The sequence below is a fragment of the Terrabacter sp. NPDC000476 genome (assembly GCF_040300125.1).
Taxonomy (GTDB): Bacteria; Actinomycetota; Actinomycetes; order Actinomycetales; family Dermatophilaceae; genus Terrabacter.
Genome location: NZ_JBEPDF010000001.1, coordinates 783,000 through 807,044, shown reverse-complemented (window position 1 = coordinate 807,044; position 24,045 = coordinate 783,000). Strand labels below are relative to the sequence as shown.

Annotated in this window: 24 protein-coding genes and 1 riboswitch; of the genes, 12 read left to right on the top strand and 12 right to left on the bottom strand. The window is 73.7% G+C overall.

Annotation, left to right across the window (positions count from 1 at the left end):
* Position 1: 1 nt before the first annotated feature.
* Complete coding sequence (locus ABT295_RS03765; protein WP_352393069.1) at positions 2-1,138, bottom strand: DmpA family aminopeptidase; 1,137 nt, start codon at positions 1,136-1,138, stop codon at positions 2-4.
* 139 nt (positions 1,139-1,277) lie between these two features.
* On the opposite strand from ABT295_RS03765, the gene ABT295_RS03760 reads away from it, so the two are divergent.
* Positions 1,278-2,525: a hypothetical protein gene (locus tag ABT295_RS03760; protein ID WP_352393068.1), complete on the top strand. Its 1,248-nt coding sequence runs from the start codon at positions 1,278-1,280 to the stop codon at positions 2,523-2,525.
* Positions 2,522-3,304, top strand: a complete 783-nt coding sequence (locus tag ABT295_RS03755) for a hypothetical protein (protein WP_352393067.1) — start codon at positions 2,522-2,524, stop codon at positions 3,302-3,304. Before ABT295_RS03760 ends, ABT295_RS03755 begins: the two co-directional genes overlap by 4 nt.
* Positions 3,305-3,500: 196 nt before the next feature.
* Here ABT295_RS03755 and ABT295_RS03750 read toward each other — a convergent pair whose 3' ends face one another.
* From ABT295_RS03750 to ABT295_RS03725, 6 genes are read right to left on the bottom strand one after another with little or no spacing between them, the layout of a single operon-like run.
* Complete coding sequence (locus ABT295_RS03750; RefSeq protein WP_352393066.1) at positions 3,501-4,283, bottom strand: adenosylcobinamide-GDP ribazoletransferase; 783 nt, start codon at positions 4,281-4,283, stop codon at positions 3,501-3,503.
* Positions 4,276-4,914, bottom strand: coding sequence for a bifunctional adenosylcobinamide kinase/adenosylcobinamide-phosphate guanylyltransferase (locus tag ABT295_RS03745; protein WP_352393065.1), 639 nt, complete (start codon positions 4,912-4,914; stop codon positions 4,276-4,278). Before ABT295_RS03745 ends, ABT295_RS03750 begins: the two co-directional genes overlap by 8 nt.
* The gene (locus tag ABT295_RS03740) at positions 4,911-5,810 is read right to left on the bottom strand and encodes an ECF transporter S component (RefSeq protein WP_352393064.1); all 900 of its coding nucleotides are present in this window, start codon (positions 5,808-5,810) and stop codon (positions 4,911-4,913) included. The genes ABT295_RS03745 and ABT295_RS03740 overlap by 4 nt, the downstream gene beginning before the upstream one ends.
* Positions 5,807-7,429, bottom strand: coding sequence for an ABC transporter ATP-binding protein (locus tag ABT295_RS03735; RefSeq protein WP_352393063.1), 1,623 nt, complete (start codon positions 7,427-7,429; stop codon positions 5,807-5,809). Before ABT295_RS03735 ends, ABT295_RS03740 begins: the two co-directional genes overlap by 4 nt.
* Positions 7,426-8,502, bottom strand: coding sequence for an energy-coupling factor transporter transmembrane component T (locus ABT295_RS03730; protein ID WP_352393062.1), 1,077 nt, complete (start codon positions 8,500-8,502; stop codon positions 7,426-7,428). Before ABT295_RS03730 ends, ABT295_RS03735 begins: the two co-directional genes overlap by 4 nt.
* Before the next feature lie 18 nt (positions 8,503-8,520).
* Entirely contained in the window at positions 8,521-9,270 is a 750-nt protein-coding gene (locus ABT295_RS03725) for an SCO2322 family protein (RefSeq protein ID WP_352393061.1), read from the bottom strand.
* An 89-nt stretch (positions 9,271-9,359) separates the two neighbouring features.
* A riboswitch (cobalamin riboswitch) is annotated at positions 9,360-9,518 on the bottom strand.
* A 24-nt stretch (positions 9,519-9,542) separates the two neighbouring features.
* On the opposite strand from ABT295_RS03725, the gene ABT295_RS03720 reads away from it, so the two are divergent.
* Entirely contained in the window at positions 9,543-9,758 is a 216-nt protein-coding gene (locus tag ABT295_RS03720; RefSeq protein WP_345507850.1) for a hypothetical protein, read from the top strand.
* Positions 9,755-11,125 (top strand): serine hydrolase domain-containing protein, encoded by a 1,371-nt coding sequence (locus ABT295_RS03715; RefSeq protein WP_352393060.1) that lies wholly within the window; start codon positions 9,755-9,757, stop codon positions 11,123-11,125. The genes ABT295_RS03720 and ABT295_RS03715 overlap by 4 nt, the downstream gene beginning before the upstream one ends.
* Positions 11,126-11,170: 45 nt before the next feature.
* Here the strand turns inward: ABT295_RS03715 and ABT295_RS03710 are convergent, their stop codons facing one another.
* Positions 11,171-11,749 (bottom strand): DUF3043 domain-containing protein, encoded by a 579-nt coding sequence (locus ABT295_RS03710; protein ID WP_352393059.1) that lies wholly within the window; start codon positions 11,747-11,749, stop codon positions 11,171-11,173.
* 143 nt (positions 11,750-11,892) lie between these two features.
* Between ABT295_RS03710 and ABT295_RS03705 the strand changes: the two genes are divergently transcribed.
* Positions 11,893-13,257, top strand: coding sequence for a dipeptidase (locus ABT295_RS03705; protein WP_352393058.1), 1,365 nt, complete (start codon positions 11,893-11,895; stop codon positions 13,255-13,257).
* Positions 13,258-13,305: 48 nt separating this feature from the next.
* Here ABT295_RS03705 and ABT295_RS03700 read toward each other — a convergent pair whose 3' ends face one another.
* Both ABT295_RS03700 and nadA read right to left on the bottom strand, forming a co-directional pair.
* The gene (locus tag ABT295_RS03700) at positions 13,306-14,130 is read right to left on the bottom strand and encodes a metallophosphoesterase family protein (RefSeq protein ID WP_352393057.1); all 825 of its coding nucleotides are present in this window, start codon (positions 14,128-14,130) and stop codon (positions 13,306-13,308) included.
* A 3-nt stretch (positions 14,131-14,133) separates the two neighbouring features.
* Positions 14,134-15,348, bottom strand: a complete 1,215-nt coding sequence (gene nadA / locus ABT295_RS03695) for a quinolinate synthase NadA (protein ID WP_352393056.1) — start codon at positions 15,346-15,348, stop codon at positions 14,134-14,136.
* A gap of 89 nt (positions 15,349-15,437) precedes the next feature.
* On the opposite strand from nadA, the gene ABT295_RS03690 reads away from it, so the two are divergent.
* The 4 genes from ABT295_RS03690 to aat all read left to right on the top strand — a co-directional run bounded on the left by ABT295_RS03690 (position 15,438) and on the right by aat (position 18,914).
* Positions 15,438-16,604: a glycerate kinase family protein gene (locus tag ABT295_RS03690; RefSeq protein WP_352393055.1), complete on the top strand. Its 1,167-nt coding sequence runs from the start codon at positions 15,438-15,440 to the stop codon at positions 16,602-16,604.
* Positions 16,605-16,723: 119 nt separating this feature from the next.
* Positions 16,724-17,101 carry an iron-sulfur cluster insertion protein ErpA gene (erpA, locus tag ABT295_RS03685; protein WP_352393054.1) on the top strand — a complete coding sequence of 126 codons (378 nt, stop codon included), beginning with the start codon at positions 16,724-16,726 and terminating at the stop codon, positions 17,099-17,101.
* Between the two features lie 147 nt (positions 17,102-17,248).
* Positions 17,249-18,235, top strand: coding sequence for a carbohydrate kinase family protein (locus ABT295_RS03680; RefSeq protein ID WP_352393053.1), 987 nt, complete (start codon positions 17,249-17,251; stop codon positions 18,233-18,235).
* A 4-nt stretch (positions 18,236-18,239) separates the two neighbouring features.
* Entirely contained in the window at positions 18,240-18,914 is a 675-nt protein-coding gene (gene aat, locus ABT295_RS03675; RefSeq protein ID WP_345507841.1) for a leucyl/phenylalanyl-tRNA--protein transferase, read from the top strand.
* On the opposite strand, the gene ABT295_RS03670 is transcribed toward aat, so the two are convergent.
* Both ABT295_RS03670 and ABT295_RS03665 read right to left on the bottom strand, forming a co-directional pair.
* Positions 18,883-19,158, bottom strand: coding sequence for a sulfurtransferase TusA family protein (locus ABT295_RS03670; protein WP_352393052.1), 276 nt, complete (start codon positions 19,156-19,158; stop codon positions 18,883-18,885). The two genes, aat and ABT295_RS03670, sit on opposite strands and share 32 nt — an antisense overlap.
* Positions 19,155-20,240, bottom strand: a complete 1,086-nt coding sequence (locus tag ABT295_RS03665) for a cysteine desulfurase family protein (protein WP_352393051.1) — start codon at positions 20,238-20,240, stop codon at positions 19,155-19,157. Before ABT295_RS03665 ends, ABT295_RS03670 begins: the two co-directional genes overlap by 4 nt.
* A 293-nt stretch (positions 20,241-20,533) precedes the next feature.
* Here ABT295_RS03665 and ctaC point away from each other — a divergent pair, with 293 nt between their 5' ends.
* From ctaC to ABT295_RS03650, 3 genes are read left to right on the top strand one after another with little or no spacing between them, the layout of a single operon-like run.
* Entirely contained in the window at positions 20,534-21,463 is a 930-nt protein-coding gene (ctaC, locus tag ABT295_RS03660; protein WP_352393050.1) for an aa3-type cytochrome oxidase subunit II, read from the top strand.
* On the top strand, positions 21,460-23,223 hold the full coding sequence (gene ctaD / locus ABT295_RS03655; protein ID WP_352393049.1) for an aa3-type cytochrome oxidase subunit I: 1,764 nt from the start codon (positions 21,460-21,462) through the stop codon (positions 23,221-23,223). The genes ctaC and ctaD overlap by 4 nt, the downstream gene beginning before the upstream one ends.
* Positions 23,224-23,228: 5 nt before the next feature.
* Positions 23,229-23,630, top strand: coding sequence for a cytochrome c oxidase subunit 4 (locus tag ABT295_RS03650; RefSeq protein WP_352393048.1), 402 nt, complete (start codon positions 23,229-23,231; stop codon positions 23,628-23,630).
* Positions 23,631-24,045 lie beyond the last annotated feature (415 nt).

Genomic DNA, 24,045 nt, shown 5'->3' with positions numbered 1-24,045 from the left:
GTCAGGGGCGCAGCGAGAACTTCCGCCGGCCGTGGCGGTCGAGGATGCCCGCGAGGCGCTCGCCGTCGAGGGCGTGGATCGTCAGGCCGTCGCGGCCGACCATCGTCTCGGCCTGCAGCATGGCGTTGAGGATCGCCTCCGCCGTCGCCTCGATGACCGCGCCGAACATGGCGTCGAAGTACTCGAGCGCGAGCATCTCGACCTGCATGCCGATCTCGGTGCGGGCGCCCGGGCCCTGGTCGGGCATGCCGTGCGCGGCCGTGGAGAACGCGATCATGAGGTCGCCGGAGTAGTTGTCGCCGCGCGCCCCGAACTTGGCGATGCCGAGGCCCGCGCGCTGGGCCAGGCGGTTCAGCTGGTGCGGCAGCAGCGGCGCGTCGGTGGCCACGACCGCGAGCACCGAACCGGTGCCCGGCGGCGGCACCCGGGTGATCTCCGACGACCGCGGGAAGGGCACGACCTTCTTCGGCAGCACGTGCCCGACCGGCACGCCGTTCACCTCGAAGTGCTTGCGATCACCGTGGTTCGCCTGGACGAGCACGCCCACCGTGAAGTGCCGGTCGCCGAGGTCGACGACCCGCGACGCGGTGCCGGTGCCGCCCTTGAAGCCGTAGCACTGCGTGCCCGTGCCGCCGCCGACGTTCCCCTCGGCGATGGCGCCCGTGCGGGCGTCGTCGAACGCCTCGTACACGTGCTCGCGCCGCACGTGCTGGCCGCTGATGTCGTTGAGGATGCCGTCCCACGTCTCGCCCACGACGGGCAGCATGATGGGCATCCGGCCCGGCACGCGCGTCTCGCGGGCGATGAGGGAGTCGCGCACGATGCCGACGCTGTCGGTGTTGGTCAGGGCGATCGGGCTCGAGAGCATGCCCGACTCGTGCAGCCACTCGAGGCCGGTCAGCTCGCCGAAGCCGTTGAGCCGGTGGTAGCCGGCGAAGACCGGCTCGGTCGACGCGCGGCCGCCGTGGGGGAGCACGACCGTGACGCCCGTGCGCACCGGCCCCCCGCCGACCGTCATCTCGCCGTCGCCCTGCACGATGGTGCTGTAGCCGACGCGGACGCCCGCGACGTCGGTGATGGCGTTCAGCGGACCCGACTCGCCCGTCCCGATCTCGATCCCGACGTCGGAGGCTCGCACGGTCTTCTCCTCGTCCACCCGCAGGCCGGGACGACCGGGACTGCGGCTACCATCTGGCTTGTCGATCTGGCCTGTCACCGCGCGGTCGTCCCTCGCCGACTGGCGACGCGACCGACGATGTCGAGAAGGGTAACCGCTTTTGTCCGACGCACGCGATCCGCTCCGCGCCCGACTGGCGTTGGCGACCGGACGGTCCGCGGGCCGTCTCTCGAAGGCCCTCGGCAAGGGCTCCGGCTCGATGATCGGCGGTCGGCTGGCCCTGCGCGTCGACCCCGGCGTGCTGCGCGCCGTGGCGGGTGAGCGGCGCAGCGTGCTCGTCACCGGCACCAACGGCAAGAGCACCGTCACGGCCCTCGTCGCCGCGGCCATCTCGCCGGGCGGCGACGTCGTCAGCAACACGACAGGCGCCAACATGACCGACGGCATCGTCACCGCGCTCTCGGGCGACCGCACCTCCGGGCTCGCGGCCCTCGAGGTCGACGAGGTCTACCTCGAGCCGGTGGCCCGGGGCACCCGCCCCCGCGCCGTCGTCGTGCTCAACTCCTCGCGGGAGTACACGCGCGGCGTCTCGCTGAAGAGCACCCTCGAGCACTGGCGCCGCACGGCCGCCGCCCTGCCCTCCGACTGCGTCGCCATCGTCAACGTCGACGACCCCCTCGTCACGTGGGCCTTCGAGACCGCACCACGCGTCGTCGGTGTCACCGGTGGCCTCTACTGGCGCGGGGACGCCCTCGTCTGCCCGGCCTGCGGCTCGATCCAGGAGTTCACCGCGGAGTCGTGGAGCTGCCCGGGCTGCGGTCGCGAGCGGCCCACGCCCGACTGGACGGTCGTGCCCGACGGCGACGGGTGGGCGGTCGAGCACGACGGCCGGCGCACCCGCGTCGAGGTCACCGTGCCGGGCCGCACGGGTCCCGTCGGGGGCGCCTTCGCGCTCGCCGCGGCCGACGCCCTCGGGGTCGACGTGGCGGCCGCCGCCGAGCGCGTCAGCGCCGTCGCCGACGTCGACGGGCGGTACGCCCCCCAACGGCTCGGCGACCACGTGGCCCGGCTGCTCATGCTGAAGAACCCGGCCGGATGGGCAGAGGCCATCGACGTGTCGGTCTCGACGGGCCGTCCGCTCGTCCTCGCCGTCGACCCGTTCGGGCCCAAGGACACCGCGACGATGTGGGAGGCGCCCTTCGAGCGGCTCGCCGGTCAGCGGGTCGGGGTCACGGGCGGGCGCACCGCCGACGCCGTCGCGATCCTCGAGGCGGCCGGCGTCCACCCGGTCGAGGCGCCCGACATCGCGTCGGCGCTGCGCACTCAGCCCCCCGGCGAGGTGATGGTGGCCTGCAACTACCCGGCCTTCCGACGCATCTCCAAGCAGTTCCGAGGAGGCACCCCGTGAGCCGGCTCGTCGTCGCCACGCTCTTCCCGCTCGCCACGGTCGCCGCGGCCGACGAGGCCAACGCGACGGCGCTCGTGCGCCGTGGCGCCGCCCGTGGCATCACGGTCGAGACCGTCACCGTCGACCGCGCCGACTCCTTCGTCGAGGCCGACGTCTACCTCGTCGGCGGCACCGGGCGCGGCGGCGTCGGCGCCCTCGTCGAGGCGCTGACGTCCACCGACCTCGCCCGGCGGGTCACCGACGGCGCGCTGCTGCTCGCGGTCGACGCCGGGCTCGACGCGGTCTCGCGCTCCTGGGTCGACGCGTCGGGCACGCGCCGGCAGGGGCTGGGCCTCGCGCCGGTCACGGTCGAGCCGGCCGCCGAGGCCACCGGCACCGTCGTCACGCGCCCCGACGCCGCGCTGTCGCTCCCGGCCCTCACCGGCTGGGAGGCCAACGACCTGCGCACGGTCCGCGAGGACGGCGCGCCGGCGCTCTTCACCCTCGAGCTCGGGGCGGGCAACCGCACCGAGGACGCGTCCGGGCACGTGACCGAGGGCGTGCTCGCCGGATCCGTGATCGGCACGCGGCTGCACGGGCCGTTGCTGGCGCTCAACCCCGAGCTGGCCGACCTCGTGCTCGCGCGCGCCGCGGGCCGCACCGAGCCGTGGCCTACCCTGGCCGTGCCGTCGGTCGAGCGCGCCCGCACCCAGCGCATCGCGGAGGCGCGCCGTGACGCCCCGCGCGCCGACTGGCGCAGCCGCCTCCCCGCGCGAGTGGCCGCCCGCCTCCACCGCTGAACCCTTCCCCCCAACCCCAACCGTCGAAAGGCCAGCGTTTGCGGGTCCTTGTCGGTCGAGTGGTCACTCGGCTCGGCTGCGCGGATCGGCCCCTCGACTAGGCGGCACCCGCAAAGAGTGGCCTCTCGACGGTTCGGGACCCGCAAAGGGTGGCCTTTCGACGGTTCGGGACCCGCGAAGGGTGGCCTTTCGACGGTCAGGTGACGAGGGTGGCGGTGACTGCGGCGGCGGACAGCGCGACCTCGATCGCGGCGCCGATGACGTCGCCAGTGACCCCGCCCAGGCGTCGGACGGCACGGCGCCGGGTGGCGACGGCGCCCGCCACGGCGGCCAGCACGACGAGGGCGGCGCCGACCCCGGTCCGCCACCCCGTCTGGCCCGAGTCCACCCACGTCGCCACCACCGCGCCGAGGACGGCGACGAGCGTCACGAGACCGATGAGCCGGGCGCGTCCCACGGTGCTCGCGACGCCCTGACCCAGACCCTCGTCGCGCGCGGGAGGTATGCCGTCGCGCGTGCACACCGCGCAGGCCAGCCGGCTCGCGACGAGGGCGACGACGGCCAGGGCGGTGCCGGCGGGGGTGGTGAACAGGCCGGCGAGACAGGCGGCCTCGAGCAGCAGGACGAGCACCATCGCCGCCGCCCCGGCCGGTCCGGTGTCGCCCCGACGCATGACGGCCAGGGACCGCTCGCGGTCGTGGCCGGACGTCAGGCCGTCGGCGAGGTCGGCGAGCCCGTCGAGGTGCAGCGCCCGGGAGAGCAGGGCCGTGACGATGATCGCGAGCACGGCGGCGACGCCGCTGGGCACCCAGCCGTGGACGGCCGCCGCGCCGAGGGCGGCCCACACGAGGCACGCCGGCGCGGTCGTCAGCGGCGCGAGGAGCATGGCCCGGCCGAGGACGCGCCGGTCGACGTGCGACGGCATCGCGACGGGCAGGGCCGTGAAGGTGCCGAGGGCGAGCCGCCACGCGTCACGCACGCGTGGCCCCGCCACCTGGCTGTGCGGCCACGACCGGGGCGTCCGTGAGGTCGACGACGCGCCCGGCGACGACGAGGTGCACGTGCGCCGCGACGGAGGCGACGAGGGCGTTGAGCCGGCCGAGCTCGTCCTGGAAGAGCCGCCCGGACGCCGTCGTGGGCACCAGCGACCAGCCGACCTCGTTCGTCACCACGACGACGGGAACCGTCGTCTCGCAGAGTGCCGCGACGAGCCGGTCGCCCTCGCGCCGGACCGTCGCCGCGGCGACGACGAGGTCGTCCCACCCCGCACCGTCGACGACGGCCGTCAGCCACGTGCCGAGGCAGTCGACGAGGACGGGTCCGGTGGCGGCGGCGAGGGCCGCGACGACGTCGGTCGTCTCGACGGTGCGCCACGACCCCCGGCGCCGGGCCCGGTGGTCCGCCACCCGCCGGCTCCACTCGGGGTCGCTCGGATCCGCCCGGCGGCCGGTCGCGACGTACGTGGCTTCGCCGGGGTGCGCGGTGAGCAGGTCGACGAGGTCCTCGGCGTGTCGGCTCTTGCCGCTGCGCACGGGCCCGGTGACGAGAGTGGTGGTCGCGGCCCGACGGGCCGGGCCGGGCACGTCCACCCGCCCCGGGGGAGTGCTCACCGGCTGTTCTCCGCGCCGTGCAACCGCTGGGGCCCCGGCGCAGCGGCTCCCGGGGCGGGGGCGGCGGCTCCCGGGGCGGGGGCCGTGGCTCCCGACGCCGGCTCGAACGCGACAGGAGTCCCGAAGGCGGCCCGCCGCGCGCCGCGGCGGAAGACACGGAGCAGAGCGGGGCCGGCCACGACGACGAGCACGGCGTTGAGCACGCCACGCGGCACGTCCCACCCCAGCGACGTCGCGAGGTAGAAGAGCCCGTAGTGGCCGAGGTTCTCGGTCAGCGGGGCGCCCGGCACGAAGCCCATGCCGCTCGGGGCGTTGGTGCCGAGGAAGGGCCAGAACCACAGGTTCATGAGCACCCCGAAGGCCAGGCCCGTGGCGAGGGCGTAGGCCGCGAGCGACCACCGCTCGGTGCGCCCGCCCGCGCGTCCCGGCAGCAGCCCGGCCCCGAGCCCGATGCCACCGGCGCAGATCATCTGGAACGGCAGCCACGGCCCGACACCGCCCGTGAGCAGGGCTCCGGTCGTGACCGCGAGGGACCCGGACACGAAGCCGACGCCCGGGCCCAGCACCCGCCCGGCGACGATGACGACGAAGAACATCGGCTCGAGCCCGGCCGTGCCCGCGCTGAGCAGGCGCAGGGCGCCGCCCGCAGCGGCCGCCACACCGAGCACGGCGATCGTCTTCGCGTCGAGGCGCCCGGCCGTCACCTCCGCGAGGCACACGACGGCGAGCAGCGCGAGCAGGACGGCGAAGAACCAGGGCGCGTCGTTGCCGTGGTCGCGCGCGACGTCGCCCGTGGCGAAGAAGGGCCACGTGAAGGCCACGAGGCCGACGAGCCCGACGACGGCGACGGCCACGACGGCCGGCCAGCGCAGCGGGATGACGCGGCGCGAGGTCACGCGATCCGCCCGAGCGCCCCGGCGACCTCGGCCACCGTGAGCCACGTCTGCGGGAGCAGGACCTTCGTGACCTGTGGCGCGAAGGCGGGGGAGGAGGCCAGCACCTCGCGTGCCGGCCCGTCGGTCACGACCTCCCCGTCCGCGAGGATGACGACGCGGTCGGCCACCTCGGCCGCGAGCTCGACGTCGTGCGTGGCGAGGACGACGGTGGTGCCCTGCGCGGCGAGCCCGGTGAGCACCTCGCCGAGCCGCTTCTTGGCGCCGTAGTCGAGGCCTCGCGTCGGTTCGTCGAGCAGGAGCACCTCGGGGGAGCCGGCGAGGATCACGGCGAGGGCCAGCTCGAGCCGCTGCCCCTCGGAGAGGTCGCGCGGGTGCAGGTCGGGGTCGACACCGTCCGAGATCCGGTCGAGCACCGCCCGGGCCGTGCCCGCCGGCACGGCGAAGTCCTCGTCGGCGGCGGTGCACTCCGCGGCGACCGAGTCGGCGTAGAGGAGCAGCTCGGGCTGCTGCGGCACGAGCCCGACGGTGCGCACGCGCTCACGCGGGCTCCGTGCATGCGGGTCGACGCCGTCGGCGCCGAGGCGCACCTGCCCGCGCGTGAGTCGGTGCTGGGCGGCCAGCGCCCCGAGCAGGGTCGACTTGCCCGCACCGTTGCGCCCCATGAGCGTCGTGATGGAGCCGCGGGCCACGTCGAGGTCGACGCCGTCGAGCACGACCCGGCCGCCGCGCGAGACCGTGAGCCCCGTGACCGCCACGGCGTCGCCGGGCCCGATGAGGCGCAGGTCGGCCGTCGGCCGCGGCGTGCTCGCGCCGAGCGTGTCGCGCAGGGTCGCGGCCTTCCGCCGCGCGTCACGGATCGACAGGGGGGTCGGCGACCACCCGACGAGCCGGGAGAGGCCGACGACCGGCGGGAAGATCTGCGAGCGCAGCATCGCCTCGGCCGGGTCGAGCAGCTCCGACACGCGCCCGTCGTCGACGAGCACGACCCGGTCGGCGTGGTGCACGACGCGCTCGAGGCGGTGCTCCGCGAGCACGACCGTGACCCCGAGGTCGTGCACGATGCGGTGGAGCGAGGCCAGGACCTCCTCTGCCGCAACGGGATCGAGGGCCGACGTCGGTTCGTCGAGGACGAGCACGCGCGGCCCGGCGGCGAAGAGGGCCGCGATGGCGACGCGCTGCTGCTGCCCGCCCGAGAGCGCCCGCAACGACCGGGCCCGCAGCGGGGTGAGGCCGAAGAGGTCGAGGGTCTCCTCGACGCGGCGGCGGATCGTCGTCGGGTCGAGACCCAGCGTCTCCATGCCGTAGGCGACCTCGTCCTCGACGACGTCGGTGACGAAGGTCGAGGTCGGGTTCTGCTCGACGAGGCCGACGACGGTCGCGAGGTCGCGCGGCCGGTGCTCCGCCGTGTCGAGGCCGTCGACGGTGACCCGTCCGCGCAACGTGCCGCCGCTGAAGTGCGGCACGAGCCCGTTGATGGTGCGCAGCAGCGTCGACTTGCCGCTGCCGGTGGGCCCGACGACGAGCACCAGCTCGCCCTCGGGCACCTCCAGCGTCACGTCGCGGAGGCTGGGAGCGGCTGCGTCGGCATACTGCACCGACACGTGGTCGAAGGTGATCACGGGGCCACCTCTCGGGGCATCGGGGTGAGCCACGCGGGCAGCGCGGCCACGAGGAGGGCGAGCACGGCGATGAGCGGGACGGCGGGGAGCCCGGCCTGCTGGGCGGGCGTCACCCCGTCCCACCCGCGCGTGGAGGCGACCACGAGCGCCGCCGCCGGCACGGCTCCGGCCACCACGGTCGCGGTCTCGGTCCAGGCCCACCGGTCACGCCGGTGCCCCGACCGCCCGTCGCGCGAGGCGCCGACGGCGAGGCTCGACGCCGCCACGAGGGCACCCAGGGCGAGCAGCGGGAGGCCGAGCAGCCCGCCGGCGGAGGCGTCGAGCAGCCCGTAGAGGCCGGCGACGACGCCGACGAGACCGACGAGGGCCAGCGTGGTGGCGGCGCGGCGTGACGTGGAGCTCGACCGCACGGAGCGGCCGTAGCCCCGCGACTCCATCGACGCCGCGAGGCCGAGCGAGCGCTCGAAGGCGGTCTCGAGCACCGGCACGGTGAGCCGGGCCAGCTCGCGCACCCCGCGGCCGTCGCGGCCGCGCAGGGTGCGGGCCGCGCGCACGTCACGCGCGTCCGAGAGCAGCTGCGGCGCGAAGGTCAGGCCCACGACGACGGCCGTGCCGACGTCGTAGAGGGTGGCGGGCAGGTAGCGCAGCAGCCGGCGCGGGCTCGCCAGCGCGTTCGCCGCACCCAGGCACGCGAGCACTGCGGCGAGGCGGAGGGCGTCGTACACGGCATACAGGATCGCGTCGAGCGTGACCGGGCCACCGAGGCGGATGCTGGCCGCCCACTCCGGCAGGGGCACCTGCGGCAGCGTGAAGAGCACGGTGCCGCCGACGATGCCGTTGCCGAGCAGCGCGGTCATGACGACGCGGAACGCGACGACGACAGCGCCGATGGCGAGGAAGGCCGGCAGCGGGTTGGCCACGGCGGGGTCGCGGCGCTCGGCGACGACGAGGACGCAGACGCCGATGACCCCGACGAGCAGGAGCGGGTTGGTCGTGCGCGACGCCGCCGTGGCGAGACCGAGCCCCCACAGCCACCAGGCTGCGGGGTGCTGCAGTCGCGCCCGTTGCGCCATCGCGGCGCCGACCCCCGCTCAGCCGTCCCGGCGGGCCCGGGCGCGGCTGCGCACGAGGAGGTAGGCCACGAGCGCGAGCAGCAGCAGGCCACCGACGACGTATGCCGTCGTGCTGCCACCCGTCGACGACGACGCGGGCGCCGCGGCGACGTCGCCGGCGGTCGTGGCCGAGCCGCTCGGGGTGGCGCCGGCCGTCGGGGTGGCGCCGGGGCCGGCGATCGTCACCGGCTGGTCGGCGGCCTTGGCCTCCGGGGTGACCTCCTTGACCGCGCCGCCGCAGTCGGAGCCCGGGTAGCCGGCGATGCCGCAGACGAGGCCCTTCTCGACGCGGACGTCGCCGGCGGTGGCCAGCACGGCGGCGCTCGTCGCGTCGCTCGCGACGACCGCGCAGAGGGCCTTGGGCTCCGGGGGAGTGGCGGCGTCGGCGGCGTCGGCCGACCGGCCGAAGTCGACGACGAGGCCGACGCGCTTCTTGCCCGACTCGGCGGGCGTGCTCGCGCAGAGCGCGTCGAAGGTGAGGACGGCGCGGGGGTAGCGGGTGGAGGCCTCGTCGGCGACGGCGAAGCGCCAGCCCTCGACGCTGCCGTCCTTGGGCACCGTCTGGTCCGGGCCCTTCTGCGCGAAGGCCCAGGCGCCGTCGGTGAGCTGGTAGAAGCCCCAGTAGCGGTAGGCGGCGGCCTGCGCGGGCCCGACCGTGAGGGCGGTGAGGCACGCCGCGACGAGGGCGACGAGCAGGGCCCGGAGAGGGGCACGACGAACAGGGGACACGGTTTCCTCCTCGCGGTCGGACACCGTGTCGGGTCTGCGCTGGCGCGGCCCCGGCGGGTGACTCCGGTCCGCATTCCACGACAGACTGACAAAGGAGCCGGCAGGACGAGGGTTTTCCGACTTGGTCGTCCGCGCCTCGTTCGGCTGCGGGTGACGTCACGGTTGCGGGTCAGCGCCGGATTCCCACCGGCTTGCCCCATCGTCCTTCGGTACGCGAACCGTGGCACGCGGCCACCCCGCGCGTCAAACGGCCGACCCGTAGGGTGGCGGGCATGAGTGCTGACTGGTCCTGGCTGTACCTCGACGCCCACGGCAACCCGATGACGGGGGAGGCCCTGAGCTCGACGACGTTCCCGACGCAGAGCGACGCCGAGAACTACCTCGGCGAGTCGTGGCGCGACCTCGTCGCCGCCGGGGTCGAGTCCGTCACGCTCCGCGAGGACGACGCCGTCGTCTACGGCCCGATGAGCCTGCGGGCGGCCGAGTGAGCGCTGAGGTGCAGCCGCTCTCCGACGCGCTCGCGCGCGACCTGCGCCACCGCGTCGCCGAGGCGCAGCGCTCCTGGCGGTCGCCGGGCGTCAGCGCCGGTGTCGTGCGGGACGGGCACCTCGTGTGGTCGGGTCACGTCGGGTCGGCCCGGCTCGGCGCGCCGGGGGCTGCGGGCGGCGCCGGGGCGCCCGCCGACGACGACACGCAGTTCATGATCGGCTCGGTCACCAAGACCTTCACGGCCCTGACGGTGATGTCGCTGCGCGACGAGGACAGGCTGTCGCTCGACGACACGCTGGAGACCTACCTGCCGGGCACCCGGCACGCAAGGGTCCCGCTGCGACAGATGCTCGCTCACGCATCCGGCCTCCAGCGCGAGCCCGTCGGCAACATCTGGGAGAGCCTCGAGGCCCCGGAGCGCGAGGCCTTCCTCGCGGGCGTCGAGGAGGCGGAGCAGGTGCTGCCCGCCCACCACGCGTTCCACTACTCCAACCTCGCCTACGGCCTGCTCGGCCAGGTCGTCGAGCGCGTCACCGGGCAGGACTGGGAGCACGTCGTGCAGGAGAGGGTGCTGGAGCCGCTCGGGATGACGCGCACCGGTCTCGTGCCGGCGCCCGATCGCGCGATCGGCTACCAGGTCGACCCCTACGCCGGCACGGCGAGCGAGGAGCCGCTCTTCACGCTCAACGCGACGGCGCCCCTCGGCGGCCTCTGGTCGACGGTCGCGGACATGGCGCGCTACGCCGCCTACGTCGCGCGCCCCGACGACCGCGTCGTGCGGCCGGAGACGATCGACGAGATGTGCCGGCCGATCATCATGACCGACGTCGACGGGTGGGGCGGCGCCTACGGCCTCGGCTTCGGCATGGGCCGGCGCGGCGACCGGGTGTTCGTCGGCCACGGCGGTGCCATGCCCGGCTTCCTCACCGGGCTGCGGGTGCGCCGGCGCAACGGCATCGGGGCGGTCGTCTTCGCCAACGCGACGTCGAACGCCCTGACCCTCGCGCTCGCGACCGACCTCGTCGAGGCGGTGCTCGACTCCGAGCCGTCGGCCCCGGCGCCCTGGGTGCCCGAGTCGGAGCAGCCCGCGCTCGCCGAGCTGCTCGGGCTCTGGTGGTCGGAGGGTTCGCCGCTCACGTTCTTCGTGCGCGACGGCGGGCTGTGGTCACGCCTCGACGAGCATGACCCGTTGTCCGAGACGCGATATGCCGCCGAGGGCCCGGACCGCTTCCGGGCCGTCGAGGGCCGCGAGCGCGGCGAGGTGCTCGAGGTGGTGCGCGACGCGGACGGCTCGGTCGCCAAGCTCTACTTCGCGACGTACGCCGTGACGCGGGCCCCGCTCGCCTTCGCCGACCTCCAGGCCTGAGCTGGGCCGCCGCCCGGTCGGGCGGCGGCGCTCAGGCGGCGGCTGTCAGGCGGGGTGCTCGCCGCGGTTGACCTGCGGCTTCGGCATGCGCGTGCGACGCATCTGGAAGGCGCGCATGATGGCGTACCAGGCGTCGCCCTTCTCGGCCGCCCCGAACTTGTCCTCGACCTTGCGGCGCGTGCGACGCCACATCAGGACGGCGTCGCCGACCGCGATGAGGATGAGGCCGTAGACCATGACGAAGACGATGAGCAGGGCCCAGTTCGTGCGCACGAAACTGAGCAGCAGCACGAGCAGCATGACGGGGAGCATGAACTCGCCGATGTTCCAGCGGGCGTCGACCGTGTCGCGGATGAAGCGGCGACGCGGGCCCTTGTCACGGGCCGGCAGGTACTTCTCGTCGCCGGTCATCATGCCGGCGCGCTGCTTGGCCATCGCCTCGCGGCGGGCCGCCTTGTCCTGGGCACCGGCCGCCTTGCGGTCGGTCACGATGAGCGGACGCTTGTTGAGGGCTTCCTGCTCGCGCCGCTTGGGCGTGGGGCGGTTCTTCGCACCGGGGCGGGCCGGGTCGGCCGTCACCGTGGGGGCGAGCTCGTCGTTGAGGGTCTTCTTGCGTCCGAACACGGTGTCACTCTAAGCCGAACGGGGCCCGGGCCCCGCATCGCGCAGGCCGGCGGACCACCGTCTGCCCACCACCGAACCACCGCGCGACCGCTGCCCGGCCACCGCCCGGCACACCGGACCCGCCGGTCGGTAAGGTCGCAGGCGTGACTGACGCGACGTTGACCCCTGACCAGATCGAGCAGATCCGCGCCCGCGTGGCAGAGCTCATGCCGCAGGTGCGGGCCGACCTCGAGGAGCTCGTGCGCATCCCGAGCGTGTCGGCCTCGTCGTTCGACCAGAGCCAGGTGGCGCGCAGCGCCGAGGCCGTGGCCGAGCTGCTGCGCCGCGAGGGCCTCGACGTCGAGGTCGTCGTCGAGGGTGGCCGACCGGCCGTCATCGGCCACCTCGACGGTCCCGAGGGCGCGCCGACGGTGACCCTCTACGCCCACCACGACGTGCAGCCCCCCGGCGACGACGCCGACTGGGACAGCGCCCCCTTCGAGCCCGAGGAGCGCGGCGGGCGCCTCTACGGCCGGGGCGCGGCCGACGACAAGGCCGGCGTCATGGCCCACGTCGCCGCCCTGCGTGCGCACGCCGGGAACCTCCCCGTCGACGTGACGGTCTTCGTCGAGGGCGAGGAGGAGTCCGGCTCGCCCTCCCTCGGCACGATCCTCGAGAAGCACGGCGACCGGCTCGCGGCCGACGCCATCGTCATCGCCGACTCCGGCAACTGGGACATCGGCACGCCTGCCCTGACGACCACCCTGCGCGGCGGCGTGCGGGCGGTGGTCAAGGTCGAGACGCTCGACCACTCGGTGCACTCGGGCATGTTCGGAGGCGCCGCCCCCGACGCGGTCACGGCGCTCGTGCGCCTGCTGTCCTCGCTCCACGACGACGCCGGCAACGTCGCCGTCCAGGGGCTCGACGAGTCCACCGCCGCCGAGCTCGACTACGACGAGGCCCGCTTCCGCGAGGAGTCCGGGCTGCTCGACGGCGTCTCGCTCATCGGCTCGGGCTCGATCCTCTCCCGGCTGTGGACCAAGCCGTCGATCACGACGATCGGCATGGACGTCACCTCGGTCGACAAGGCGTCGAACACCCTCGCCGCCCGCGCGTCCGCGAAGGTCTCGATGCGCCTCGCGCCGACGCAGGACCCGCAGGCCGCCTTCGAGCTGCTCGAGAAGCACCTGCTCGACCACGCCCCGTGGGGCGCCCGGGTCACCGTCGAGTCCGAGGAGTACGGCTCGGGCTTCGCGGCCGACGCCGAGGGCCCGGTCTACGACGAGGCCCGCGCCTCCTTCGCCGACGCGTGGGGCACCGAGCCGGTCGACATGGGCGTCGGGGGCTCGATCCCCTTCATCTCCGACTTCTCGGCCCGGTTCCCGGACGCGTCGATCATCGTGACGGGCGTCGAGGACCCCGACACCCGCGCGCACGGCGCCAACGAGTCGCTGCACCTCGCCGAGTTCGAGAAGGTCTGCGTGGCCGAGGCCGTGTTCCTCGCCCGCCTGGGCGCGCTGCCCCGCTGACGCGTCGGGGGAGCGGGCGGCAGGACGTCGGCGGCCAGGGCAGCGCCCTCACGACGACGGCTTGCCCGCTCCCCGGTAGACCTGGTGGCGCAGCTCGAGGGCGTAGGCCTCGGCGTCGGGCATGCCGAGGTCGCGCGCGGCCGCGATCTCGGCCTCGATGTCGTAGGGCACCCGCACGAAGTTGACCGAGAAGCTGTGCGGCACGAGCGAGTCGGTGACCCCCTCGAGGATGCAGTAGGGCGCGCTCGGCCCGTCGAGGTGGTTGCCGACGGCACCCGCGTTGAAGAGGACCAGCCCCTCGTCGGCCTCGAGGTAGGCGCCGTGGATGTCGCCGTAGCCGACGACGTCGGGCGTGGTGCCCTCGGGCCACGCCTCGTCCGGGTGGCCCGGCAGCCCCGGTGCCCACGGGCCGGTGAAGTCGGTGTTGGTGAACATCCCGCGGAACTCGTCCACGGTGTGATCCCAGCGCACCCGCACGAACTCGCTCGTCTGCGACGCGTGGAACAGCCGGATCCGCTTGCCGCTCATCACGAGGTCGTATGCGTTCGGCAGGCCGGTCAGCCAGGCGGCGTCCTCGTCGGTGAGCTCGTCGCGGGTCCACTGCCCGGCCGGGAAGCGGGGCACGTCGCCGCGTGCGACGAACCCCTCCCAGTCGCCGATGAGGGTGTCCCAGTTGCCGCGGACCGTCAGCTCGCAGGACTCACGTGTCAGCTTGATCGCCTCGGAGCCGCGCGGCCCCTTGCCGACCACGTCGCCGAGGTTGAGCACGCGGGTGATGTTCCGGGCGCGGATGTCGTCGAGCACCGCCTCGAGGGCCGTGACGTTGCCGTGGACGTCGGAGACGACCGCGATCCGGTCGAGCGTGGGCGCCACGCCTCAGTCCTTCGAGGTGTGGCCCGGCAGCGCGAGCATCCGGTCGAGCGCCGCCCGCGCTTCGGCGGCCACGGTGGGGTCGACGCGGATCGGGTTGACGACGCGCCCCTCGACGAGCGACTCGAGCGCCCACACGAGGTGCGGCAGGTCGATCCGGTTCATCGTCGAGCAGTAGCAGACGTTCTTCTCGAGGAAGGCGATCCGCTGCTCGGGGAACTGCCGGGCGAGCCGCTGCACGAGGTTGAGCTCGGTGCCGACGACCCACGACGTGCCGGCGGGGGCCGCCGCGATGGTCTGGATGATCTTCTCCGTCGAGCCGACCTCGTCGGCGAGCTCGACGACCTCGTGGCGGCACTCGGGGTGCACGATGACCTTGACCCCGGGGATCTCGCGCCGGGCCGTCTCGACGGCGTCGACGGAGAAGCGGCCGTGCACCGAGCAGTGCCCGCGCCACAGGATCATCCGGGCGGCCCAGAGCTGCTCTCGCGTGAGGCCGCCGTTCGGGCGGTGCGGGTCCCACACGACGCAGTCGTCGAGGGAGAGGCCGAGCTCGCGCACGGCGGTGTTGCGGCCGAGGTGCTGGTCGGGCAGGAAGAGCACCTTGCCGGTGCCCGTGCCGTCGAGCCCGAGGCCGCCCACCTGCTCGAAGGCCCAGTCGAGCGCGGTGCGCGCGTTCGAGCTCGTGCAGATGGTGCCGCCGTGCCGGCCCGTGAAGGCCTTGATCGCGGCGGACGAGTTCATGTAGGTCACGGGGATCGTCGAGCCCGCGACGCCGGCCGCCTCGAGCTGCTCCCAGCAGTCCTCGACCTGGGCGATGGCGGCCATGTCAGCCATCGAGCAGCCGGCCGCGAGGTCGGGCAGGATGACGCTCTGCTCGTCGCTCGTCAGGATGTCGGCCGACTCGGCCATGAAGTGCACGCCGCAGAAGACGATGTAGGGCGCGTCGGGCCGGGCGGCGGCGTCACGGGCGAGCTTGAAGGAGTCGCCCGTCACGTCGGCGAACTCGATGACCTCGTCGCGCTGGTAGTGGTGGCCGAGCACGAAGACGCGGTCGCCCAGGGCGGCCTTGGCCGCGCGCGCGCGCTCCACGAGCCCGGGGTCGGACGCCGCGGGCAGGTCTCCCGGGCACTCGACGCCGCGCTCGGTGTGCAGGTCGGTGCCCGTCCCGAGCACGAGGAGGGGGAGCGGGGCCGGTGCCGAGGTGGTGTCGGTCGTCATGCCCCAGATCGTATGCCGACGGCGGCGACCCCCGGCGCCTGCCTCGCCCGCGCGTGCCGCCCGCGCGCCGCCGGTGGGAGGATGCCGGCGTGCACGTGATCCTCGCCCCCGACTGCTACACCGGCACCCTGACGGCCGGGCAGGCCGCCTCCGCCCTGGCCGAGGGGTGGGCCCGCAGCGCCCCGCACGACCGGCTGACGCTCGTGCCGCTCTCGGACGGCGGGCCCGGCTTCGTCGACGTCCTCGCCGAGAACCTCGACGGGCAGGTGCACGCCGTCGTCACGACCGACCCGCTGGGGCGCGAGGTGCCGGCGACGATCCTGCTGACGACCGGCGCGGCCGGCCGGACGGCATACGTCGAGTCGGCCCAGGCCGCCGGACTGCACCTGCTCGCGCCCGACGAGCGCGACCCCACGGTGACGACGACGACCGGGGTCGGCACGCTCCTGCAGGCCGCGCTCGACGCCGGCGCCCGCCGCATCGTGGTCGGGCTCGGCGGCTCGGGCACCAACGACGCAGGCGCCGGCCTGCTGGCCGCGCTCGGTGCGGGGCCCGTCGCACGGCTCGGGCGCGGCGGACTCGCGCTCGGGACGACGACGGCCGACGACGTGGCCGGGCTGGACGCCGCGCGCGACCGCTTCCGCGGGGTCGACCTCGTCATCGCGAGCGACGTCGACTCGCCGCTGCTCGGGCTCAAGGGGGCGAGCGCGGTCTTCGGGCCGCAGAAGGGCGCGTCGGAGGAGGACGCCCAGCGCCTCGAGAACGCCCTCGGGCACTTCGCGAGCGTCGTCGCCCGGGTGCGCCCGCCGGCCCGCGACCTCATCACCGGCGCCCTGCTCAAGCCCGAGCGCGAGCCGGGGGCGGGCGCCGCGGGCGGCCTCGGCTACGCGCTGCACCTGCTCGGCGCGCGCCGGGTCTCGGGGGTCGAGGCGGTGCTCGACGCCGTCGGCTTCGCCGACCTCGTCGCGAGCGCCGACCTCGTGGTGACGGGGGAGGGCTGCTTCGACTGGCAGTCGCTGCGCGGCAAGGTCGTCGTCGGGGTCGCCGAGGCCGCGGGCCGCGTCGGCGTGCCGGCGGTCGCGGTGCCCGGCCAGTCGCTCGTCGGGCGGCGCGAGTCGATGACGGCCGGCCTCTCGGGCGTGTATGCCGTGGCCGAGCGCCCCGACCAGGTCGCCGCGGCGCTCGCGGACCCCGCCGCGCGCCTCGCCGACCGGGCCGCCCGGGTGGCCCGCACGTGGTCGCCCACACGCGCCTGATCGGGCCCGGATGCACGGATCCGGGCGCCCCGGTCGTATCCTGAAGCAGCAGGGAACACTTCCCGCACGGCGTGGGTTGTCACTCCTGACCCATGCACCACGACGTGAAGGACCACCACATGAGTGTCGAGACGAACGCATCTGCCGCCGAGGTTCAGACCGAGGCTCCCGCCCACGGTGTCGTGCTGACGGACGTCGCGGCGACGAAGGTCAAGAGCCTCCTCGAGCAGGAGGGTCGTGACGACCTTCGCCTTCGCGTGGGCGTGCAGCCCGGCGGCTGCTCGGGCCTGATCTACCAGCTCTACTTCGACGAGCGCACCCTCGACGGTGACCTCGTGCGCGACTTCGACGGTGTCGAGGTCGTCGTCGACCGCATGAGCTCGCCCTACCTCGAGGGCGCGACCATCGACTTCGCCGACACGATCGAGAAGCAGGGCTTCACGATCGACAACCCCAACGCGGGCAGCAGCTGCGCCTGCGGCGACTCCTTCAGCTGAGCCGCACCAGCGCGACCACGACGCAGGGCCCGACCACTCGGTCGGGCCCTTCGTCGTGGTCCGGCCGTGGTCCGGGTCTGGCTGCGGTCCGGCTGCGGTCCGGGCGGCCGTGGTCGGGGGAGCGGCCCCGCCGGGTAGGTTGCTCCCGTGCAGATCGCGATCACCGGCTCCATCGCCACCGACCACCTGATGACCTTCGACGGGCTCTTCGCCGACTCCCTCGTCGTCGAGCAGCTCGACAAGATCTCCCTCTCGTTCCTCACGCAGGACCTGCAGGTGCGGCGCGGGGGTGTGGCGGCCAACATCGCCTTCGGCATGGCCAACCTCGGCCAGCGCCCGGTCCTCGTCGGCGCGGTGGGCGAGGACTTCACCGACTACCGCAGCTGGCTGCAGCGCCACGGCGTCGACTGCGACTCGGTGCACTACTCCGAGTCGCAGCACACGGCCCGCTTCATCTGCACGACCGACCGCGACATGGCGCAGATCGCGACGTTCTACGCGGGTGCCATGACCGAGGCGCGCGACATCGAGCTCGCGCCGGTCGCGCGCCGCGTCGGCGGCCTCGACCTCGTCGTCGTCGGCGCCAACGACCCCGAGGCGATGCTGCGCCACTCCGACGAGTGCCGCAGCCGCGGCATCCCGTTCGCGGCCGACCCGTCTCAGCAGCTCGCGTTCTGCGACGGCGAGACGATCGAGCGGCTCGTCGACGGCGCCGAGTACCTCTTCACGAACGAGTACGAGAGCCACCTCGCCTGCCAGAAGACGGGCTGGAGCGAGGAGGAGCTGGGCAACCGGGTGCGGGTGCAGGTCAAGACGCGCGGCAAGGACGGCGTCACGGTGCGCGTGCGCGGGGAGGAGCCGATCGAGGTCGGCATCGCCCGCGAGGTGCGCAAGGCCGACCCGACGGGTGTCGGCGACGCGTTCCGGTCCGGCTTCCTCACCGGTCTCGCCGCCGGCCTGCCGCACCGCCGGTGCGCCGAGCTCGGCTCGATGCTCGCCACCTACGTCATCGAGACCGTCGGCACGCAGGAGTACGTCCTCGGCAAGGCCCGCTTCCTCGCGCGGCTCGCGGAGGCCTACGGCCCCGAATCGGCCGAGGAGATCGCGCCGCACATCACGTGCCCGCGGCCGTGAGCTCGTGCCCACCCCGCCGCCGTCGACCCCCTGGGACTTCGCCCTCGACCGGGTGACCCCCGGGGAGGACCTCGTCGGCATCGGCGCGGACCTCGACGTCGCCACGCTCTACGAGGCCTACACCGTCGGCGTCTTCCCGATGGGCATCGGCGACCACGGCGCGGAGCCGATGGGCTGGTGGAGCCCGGACCCCCGCGGCATCCTGCGCCCGAGCGAGCTGCTCGTCAGCCGGTCGCTGCGCAAGTCGCTCGCGCACTTCGAGGTGCGCGTCGACACGGACTTCGAGGGCGTGGTCGAGGCCTGTGCCGCGCCCGACCGCGACGGCCGGTGGATCACGCCGGAGATCGCCGAGGCCTACCTCGCGCTCAACCGCGCGGGCTGGGCGCACTCGGTGGAGACCTGGCAGGACGGCGAGCTCGTCGGCGGGCTCTACGGCGTCGCCATCGGTGGGCTCTTCGCCGGGGAGTCGATGTTCCACCACGTGCGCGACGCCTCGAAGGTCGCCCTCGTCGGCCTGCGCGACCTCCTCGTGGCCGACGGCGACCCGCGCCGGCTCGTCGACGTGCAGTGGCAGACGCCGCACCTCTCGTCGCTCGGGGTGCGCGAGGTGCCGCGTGAGGAGTACCTCGCGGCGCTCCCGACCGTGCTCAGCGCCCCGCTGCCGGCGCGCTGGGCCTGACCACCCCGACGACGTATGCCGTGTGGTCGCCCTCGTCGCGCGCGCCGACGAAGCGGTGTCCCCGCATCCGGCACCACGCCGGCACGTCGTGCGCGGCAGCGGGGTCGGTGGCGAGCACCGTGACCTCGAGGACGGTGGGGTCGTCCTCGACCAGCCGCACGAGGCGGGCGAGGCGGATGACGGGCAGCGGGCACCGCTGGCCGCGTGCGTCGACGACGGCGGGATCGTCCGCGCCGGCGGTCACAGGTCGCCCACCCCGAGCCGGTCGCGCACGGCCCGCACCGTCGGGGCGATGGCCTCCAGGAATGCGTCGACGTCGGCCGCCAGCGCGGAGGAGGCGGCGGGCAGGGGCAGGGTGACGCGCACGTTGCCGTGGGTCAGCACCCCCATCGCCGCCAGCACGTGGCTGGGCTCCAGGGTGCTCGACGTGCACGCGGAGCCGCTGGAGACGGCGAAGCCGGCCGCGTCGAACGCCCCGACCACCGCCTCGCCGTCGACGTAGAGGCTGGAGAAGGTCACGACGTGGGGGAGGCGGTCCTCCGGGTCGCCGACGACCTCGGTGTCGGGCACCTCGGCGGCCGCGGCCCGGATGCGGTCGACGAGCGCGTGCGCCGCGGGGGCGTCGGCCGGCCGCGTGGCGGCCGTCTGCTGCCACGCCTCGGCCGCGGCCAGCGCGAGCGGCACCCACGGGGTCACGTCGGTGCGGCCGTGCTCCACGTCGGCGCGGGCACCGTCCCAGTGCCAACGCACGCCCTCGCGGACGACGAGCACGCCGAGCGGGGGGCCGCCCCACGAGCGGGCGTCGCCGACGAGCACGTCCCACTCGGTGGGCACGGCGTCTCGGCCGAGCCCGGCGCTGGCGTCCACGAGCAGGGGCAGGCCGTGGGCCGCGGCGGCCGCCCTGGCCTCGCCGAGCGGCTGGCGGGTGCCGACCTCGCCGTTCGCGCTCTGCAGGGCAGCCACGACGGTCGCCGGGTGGGCCACCGCGGCGGCCCAGGCCCCGAGGTCGACGCGGCCCCGCGCGTCGACAGGGACCTCCTCGAGCAGCGTCGGGTCGGCGGCGGCGGCCGCGCGGGCCCGGGCCGGCACGAGCACCGCGGAGTGCTCGATCGCGGAGGTCACGGTGCGCGCTCCACGCCGGCGGGCGGCATACGTGATGCCGTCGACGGCCCGGGCGAGCGCGGTGGGGCCGCTGGGCAGGAAGCTCACTTCGACGGGGCGCACCCCGAGGCCACCCGCGACGACCTCGCGCGCCCGGTCGAGCAGCCCGCGGGCGCGGCGACCCTCGGCGTGCAGCCGGGCGGGGTCGGCCCACCCGACGTCCACCGCGGCGAGGAGCGTGGAGCGGGCGGCCGGGTGGAGCGGTCCGGCCGCCGCGTCGAGCAGCCGACGCGGGGGTACGGGGCGCTCCGGGCCGCGTCCGGCACCGGGTCCAACGTTCGTTCCCGGATCGTGACTGGCCACTCCGCAACGTTAGCCGCCCCCCGCGGACACCGTGACAAGTGGGGCGGTAGGGTTGCGCCGTGGGCCATGGCTGCCCTGACGGATTGACTGGGATTGACGGGAACACGTTCGACGCGCGCCTCGCGCGCCCACGTATGGAACGAAAGGTGCACCTGGTGCCTGAGCACGAAGACACCCCAGCGGCGACGCCGGTGGTGACGTCGGTGGTAGGCGGGACCGGGCGGCGACGCACCGGTCTGCGTGTCGCCGGGATCGTGACCCTCGCGGGTCTCGCCCTCAGCGGATGCCAGGGCAAGGTGTCCAACGGATACCTGCCCGAAGTGGTTTCCGACAGCGGCCAGCGCGTCACGGACCTCTGGGTCGGCAGCTGGATCGCCGTGCTCGGCGTCGGCGCCATCACGTGGGGCCTGATGCTCTACGCCGCCATCCGCTTCCGCAAGCGCAAGGGCGACGAGACGCTGCCCGTGCAGCTGCGCTACAACGTGCCGATGGAGCTGCTCTACACGATCATCCCCGTCTTCATGGTGGCCGTGTTCTTCGCCTACACGGCGCGCGACGAGGCCGCCCTCGTCGACACGAGCACGAAGAAGGACCTCACGGTCAGCGTCGTGGCCAAGCAGTGGAGCTGGGACTTCAACTACGTCGACTCCGACGTGCACGAGAGCGGTGTCCACACCGAGCTCGACGGCACGACCGGCAAGCGCGACCAGATGCCCGTGCTCTACCTGCCCGTCAACAAGCGCGTCGAGTTCGTGCTCAACGCGCGTGACGTCATCCACAGCTTCTGGGTGCCGGCGTTCATGATGAAGATGGACATGCTCCCGGGCAAGACGAACAAGTTCCAGCTGACGCCCACCGAGGTCGGCACCTTCCAGGGCAAGTGCGCCGAGCTCTGCGGCGCCTACCACTCGCAGATGCTCTTCATGGTCAAGGTCGTGCCGCAGGCCGAGTACGACCAGGAGATGGCCCGCCTGCGCTCCGTCGGCCAGACCGGCCTCATCCCCGTCGACGTCAGCCGCGAGAAGATGGTCCCCGCCGACGCCGACAAGATCCCCGCACCCGCACGCTCTGGGAGCAGCTCATGACCTCCGCAACCCTCAACCGTGAGGCCCAGGCGACCGGCGTCAGCGCCGCCCGCCCGCGCCTGCTCAAGGGGCAGACCTTCGTCAAGTGGGTGACGACGACCGACCACAAGGTGATCGGCAACCTCTACTTCGTCACCTCGTTCGTCTTCTTCCTGCTCGGCGGCCTCATGGCCCTGCTGATCCGCGCCGAGCTGATGGCTCCCGGTCTGCAGATCGTCGATAACCCGGAGCAGTACAACCAGCTCTTCACGATGCACGGCACGATCATGCTGCTGCTCTTCGCGACGCCGCTCTTCGCCGGCTTCGCGAATGCGGTGATGCCGCTGCAGATCGGTGCGCCGGACGTCGCGTTCCCGCGCCTCAACATGTTCGCGTACTGGCTCTACCTCTTCGGTGGCCTCATCGCCTCGATCGGCTTCCTCACCCCGCAGGGTGCGGCCGCCTTCGGCTGGTTCGCCTACGCGCCGCTCTCCGACGTCAGCTACTCGCCCGGCCTCGGCGGTGACCTCTGGGTCTTCGGCCTCGCCCTCGGTGGTTTCGGCACGATCCTCGGCGCCGTCAACTTCATCACGACGATCATCTGCCTGCGTGCGCCCGGCATGACGATGTTCCGCATGCCGATCTTCACCTGGACGGTGCTGATCACCTCGCTGCTCGCGATCCTCGTCTTCCCGATCCTCGCGGCCGCGCTCTTCGCGCTCGGCGGTGACCGGCGCTTCGGGATGCACATCTTCGACGCCGAGAACAACGGCGCCATGCTGTGGCAGCACCTCTTCTGGTTCTTCGGACACCCGGAGGTCTACATCATCGCGCTGCCGTTCTTCGGCATCATCAGCGAGATCCTCCCGGTCTTCTCCCGCAAGCCGATCTTCGGCTACAAGACGCTCGTCTTCGCCACCATCGCGATCGCCGCGCTCTCCGCGAGCGTCTGGGCGCACCACATGTACGTGACGGGGCAGGTGCTCCTCCCCTTCTTCGCGGTGATGACGATGCTCATCGCCGTGCCGACCGGCGTGAAGTTCTTCAACTGGATCGGCACGATGTGGGGCGGCAAGGTCGTCATGGCCACGCCGATGCTGTGGTCGATGGGCTTCCTCGTGACGTTCCTCTTCGGTGGCCTGACCGGCATCATCCTCTCGAGCCCCGCGCTCGACTTCCACCTCTCCGACAGCTACTTCGTCGTCGCGCACTTCCACTACACCGTCTTCGGCACCGTGGTGTTCGCGATGTTCGCCGGCTACTACTTCTGGTGGCCCAAGCTGACCGGTCGGATGCTCGACGAGACGCTCGGCAAGATCCACTTCTGGATGCTCTTCATCGGCTTCCACATGACCTTCCTCATCCAGCACTGGCTCGGTGTCGAGGGCATGGCCCGCCGTTACGCGGACTACCTGCCCGAGGAGGGCTTCCAGGCCGCGAACATCGTCTCGAGCCTCGGCTCGTTCCTGCTCGGCGCCTCGATGATCCCGTTCGTCTACAACGTCTGGAAGACGTGGCGCACGGCGCCGCTCGTCGAGTCGGACGACCCGTGGGGCTACGGCGCCTCGCTCGAGTGGGCCACCTCGTGCCCGCCGCCACGCCACAACTTCACCTCGCTGCCGCGGATCCGGTCCGAGCGCCCTGCGTTCGACCTGCACCACCCGGAGGCGGCCAGCGGTGGCGGTGCGATCGTCGCCGACCAGAGCACCCTCGTCCAGGTCATGGGCCCGGCGGACGTCGCCGGCCACGAGACCGCCAGCACCACGAAGCGTGAGGACTGACCCCGATGCGTGTCGAGACCAAGCTCTTCCTCTACCTGTTCGTCTTCTTCGTGCCGATCACGCTGATCTACGGCTTCTGGTCGAAGTGGCAGGAGCCGATCGGCGTCACGGCGCTGATCCTCACGGCCCTGCTCTTCGCGCTGAGCGGCTTCTATCTGGCGATGACCGGCAAGAAGCTGCCGCTCCGCCCGGAGGACAACGCGTCCGGTGAGATCGAGGACGCCGAGGGCAACTACGGCTACTTCGTCGCGAGCTCCTGGACGCCGCTCTGGCTCGCCGGCTCGGCCGCGATCATGTTCGCCGGCCTCGCCGTCGGCTGGTGGCTGTTCATCATCGGCGGCTTCCTCGCCGTCGTCGCCGTCTGCCTCTGGGTCTTCGAGTCCTTCTCGGGCGAGTACTCCATCTGAGGTGTCGACCGCGCCGCGTGCGCGGTGACGACGCAACGCAGCACGGGCCCCGGTCGTCGCGACCGGGGCCCGTGCTGCGTGTGTGGGCTGCGTGTGTGGGCTGCGTGCGTGCGCTGCGTGTGTGGGCTGCGTGTGCGGGCCGCCTCCGGGCGCCCGCCGATGCCGATGACCGCGGCGCGTCCGGCGCCCGGCGCGCATGACGAAGGGGAAGGCGCGAGACCTTCCCCTTCGTGGCGATCTGTTCCTTCACGGCCCTTCGGGCTCGTGGTGCGATCGTGAGGGATTGAACAAGGCGAGCACCTCCGTCCGATCCGGTTCTGCTGTCCTTCGACGGTAGATCACCTCCGGCGCGGCGTAAAGGGTCGCCCCGGGGCGACCGCAGGATCTGTCCCGCCCGCGAGACCTCCTCGCGATG

Coding starts and splice junctions, on each gene's coding strand:
- ABT295_RS03720 (WP_345507850.1), top strand. CDS start 9,543: ATGAGTGCTGACTGGTCCTGGCTGTACCTCGACGCCCACGGCAACCCG.
- ctaD (WP_352393049.1), top strand. CDS start 21,460: ATGACCTCCGCAACCCTCAACCGTGAGGCCCAGGCGACCGGCGTCAGC.
- erpA (WP_352393054.1), top strand. CDS start 16,724: ATGAGTGTCGAGACGAACGCATCTGCCGCCGAGGTTCAGACCGAGGCT.
- ABT295_RS03650 (WP_352393048.1), top strand. CDS start 23,229: ATGCGTGTCGAGACCAAGCTCTTCCTCTACCTGTTCGTCTTCTTCGTG.
- nadA (WP_352393056.1), bottom strand. CDS start 15,348: ATGACGACCGACACCACCTCGGCACCGGCCCCGCTCCCCCTCCTCGTG.
- ABT295_RS03730 (WP_352393062.1), bottom strand. CDS start 8,502: ATGGCGCAACGGGCGCGACTGCAGCACCCCGCAGCCTGGTGGCTGTGG.